Genomic DNA, 2,747 nt, shown 5'->3' on the forward strand with positions numbered 1-2,747 from the left:
CTGCTGGGATAACGCAGTTCGTCGTCGGCTTTGAGAATAACTTGGCTAATTACAGTCATGATGATTGAAATCACCTGAAATATTATCTGTTAGTTTAGCGAGTTGGAGGTACACAAGTGAAGGGATCGGAGTTACTTATGTATTGAATTTATCTATTTGGGGGAGTGGGGACTGAAGAAGGGAATAGGTAATAGGTTACAGGGTACAGATTATTCCCTGTCACTTGTCACCTGTCACCTAATCCCAATGACCAATGACTAATGACCAACGATCAACGACAAATGACTAAAACAATTTGGCAACAGGGTGAATTAATCGAAGTGACGATCGCTAACCTAAGTGATACAGGCGATGGTGTGGGACGCGCTGATGAGCGTGTAGTGTTTGTCCCAGATACTGTTCCAGGCGATCGCGCCATTGTCCGCTTGGTACACGTTAAACCAAAATACGGCCATGGCAAGCTCCAAGAGCTATTGGAACCATCCCCCCACCGTATCCGACCTAGTTGTATTGTGGCGGATAAGTGTGGTGGTTGCCAGTGGCAGCATATTAATTATGATTACCAGCTAGTAGCCAAGCAAAATCAAGTTATCCAAGCTTTAGAACGCATTGGCGGTTTTATTCAACCACCAGTAGATCCGGTACTTGCTGCCCCTTCTGCTTTCGGCTACCGTAATAAATCTACATATCCTCTCTCGCTATCGGCAACAGAACAAGTACAGGCTGGTTACTATCAAAAAGGTAGTCACCAATTAATTAACTTAAATCAATGTCCAGTCCAAGATGCGCGATTAAATCCCTTACTTGCCGAAGTTAAGCAGGATATTCAACAGCAAGGTTGGCAAATTTACGACGAACACCGCCACCAAGGAAAAATTCGCCATCTCAGTTTACGCATTGGCCGACACACTGGGGAAATGTTGCTGACATTGGTGGTAAAGGACTGGAATTTATCAGGAATTGAAACCCAAGCCCAGGAATGGTTAAAGCGCTATCCGCAGTTAGTGGGAGTGTCCCTTAACCGCAATAGCGATCGCACAAATGCTATCTTTGGATCAGAAACCCGTTGCATCGCTGGAGTACCCCACCTGCGTGAAAATTTTGCTGGACTGGAATTTCAAGTACGCCCAGATACATTTTTCCAAGTGTATACCGAAACAGCAGAGGCACTATTAGAGGTAATTCAATCAGAACTCAATCTTCAAGGGCATGAGTTCCTAGTTGATGCCTACTGCGGTATTGGGACTTTAACTTTACCCCTGGCCAAAAAAGTGCGTATTGCTACAGGATTAGAAGTGCAACCAGCAGCAGTAGAACAAGCAATTTTGAATGCCCACCGCAACGGAATTGATAATGTGACATTCCAAGTCGGGGCAGTAGAGCAATTGCTTCCCCAAATGGGCACAATACCAGAAGTAGTAATACTCGATCCGCCACGTAAGGGGTGCGATCGCGCAGTCATAGATACTTTACGGCAATTGAAACCATCTCGGATCGTTTACGTCAGCTGTAAAGTAGCTACCCTCGCCCGCGACCTGAAATTGCTTTGTCAAGATGGGCAATATACTATCACACGGGTACAACCTGCTGATTTCTTTCCTCAAACTGCTCATGTTGAAACTGCCGCCTTTCTTGTGCTATCACATTTTGACAAGGGTAGTAATTCCTTCAAAAAAACTGAAATTTGAAAATTTTAGTCTAGTGCATACTAAAGATGCTAAAATTGAATTAAGCCAAGAATAAAAATTCATTTTGTTTAAATAAATTCAAGTTGCATCGGTTCTTAAAAACATGACGAAGATTGCATAAATTATAAATCGGCAACTAATTAGAGTAGGCTAATACTCTCTAAAATTAACAGCATATTCTTAATTTGCTGACCTCATTATCAAAGTTATTCCAGCCGATATATCTAAACAATCCCAATTCATAGTTGTAGAGCCAATGCTCCCTAGCATTTTCAAAATTTAGTTTTAAAGACGCAAGTTTGAAGGCAGCATGACCACCTCAAGTTTTATCAGGGTGACTGTAATAGCAAACTGATGTCTAGCTAACTGAAAGCTATGGGGTTTCTCTTGTGATTACTATCTCACTTCGTCCAGTTGGACGTTATTGGGGCACTATTAGTTTTGCCTCAACCCTCTACCTTTGTCCTATCTTAGACTTATTGTTGGCAGAAATTCCAGCAAGATTACAAGCAGAACTGCGTCTAGGACTTCAAGAAGCCCTAGTAAATGCAGCTAAACATGGTAATAATCTCGATCCGAGTAAAACAGTTGTAGTTCGTTTTTCCGTAATAGATAATCAATATTGGTGGATAATATCAGACCAAGGTAGTGGCTTTACTCCTTCATCTACTATTAATGAAGAACCGACAGACTATCTTCCACCAGATGAGTCAGAAAATGGTCGTGGTTTATGTCTTCTGCATCAAATTTTTGATCAGGTAGAGTGGAACCGCAAAGGCACAGAATTGAGGCTTTGTAAACAAATGGAAAATCGCCGCGGATTATCTCTGCGGCGATGATGTAGTTAGGAGTTAGGAGTTAAAAGTTAGGAGTTGAATAATAATTCATAACTCCTAACTTTTCCCGTGAGTTGGACAGGGAGGGGCAGAAATAGAGCGATCTAACCAACCAACTGCCTGTTGTAATCTCGCTTGAGCTTCTTCTGGCTGATTCTTTAAAAGATACACAATTGCTGCTGCCACTTGTTCATTAGCACGGGAATTACGGTTAGACTTGAGG

3 protein-coding genes are annotated in these 2,747 nt (G+C 42.2%); 2 read left to right on the top strand and 1 reads right to left on the bottom strand.

Features of this window, described 5'->3' with window-relative positions; genetic code table 11:
- Window positions 1–281 precede the first annotated feature (281 nt).
- Both rlmD and IQ229_RS22720 read left to right on the top strand, forming a co-directional pair.
- Window positions 282–1,688 (top strand): 23S rRNA (uracil(1939)-C(5))-methyltransferase RlmD, encoded by a 1,407-nt coding sequence (gene rlmD, locus IQ229_RS22715; RefSeq protein ID WP_194047635.1) that lies wholly within the window; start codon window positions 282–284, stop codon window positions 1,686–1,688.
- Window positions 1,689–2,077: 389 nt separating this feature from the next.
- Entirely contained in the window at window positions 2,078–2,527 is a 450-nt protein-coding gene (locus IQ229_RS22720) for an ATP-binding protein (protein WP_194047633.1), read from the top strand.
- A gap of 54 nt (window positions 2,528–2,581) precedes the next feature.
- Here the strand turns inward: IQ229_RS22720 and IQ229_RS22725 are convergent.
- A partial coding sequence (locus tag IQ229_RS22725) for a DUF6439 family protein (RefSeq protein ID WP_228013663.1) occupies window positions 2,582–2,747 on the bottom strand: 166 nt, incomplete at its 5' end.

This window comes from Nostoc cf. edaphicum LEGE 07299, from assembly GCF_015207245.1.
Lineage (GTDB): Bacteria > Cyanobacteriota > Cyanobacteriia > Cyanobacteriales > Nostocaceae > Nostoc > Nostoc edaphicum_B.

Excerpts from the sequence above, each read along its gene's own strand:
- rlmD (WP_194047635.1), top strand. The coding sequence starts at position 282 with ATGACTAAAACAATTTGGCAACAGGGTGAATTAATCGAAGTGACGATC.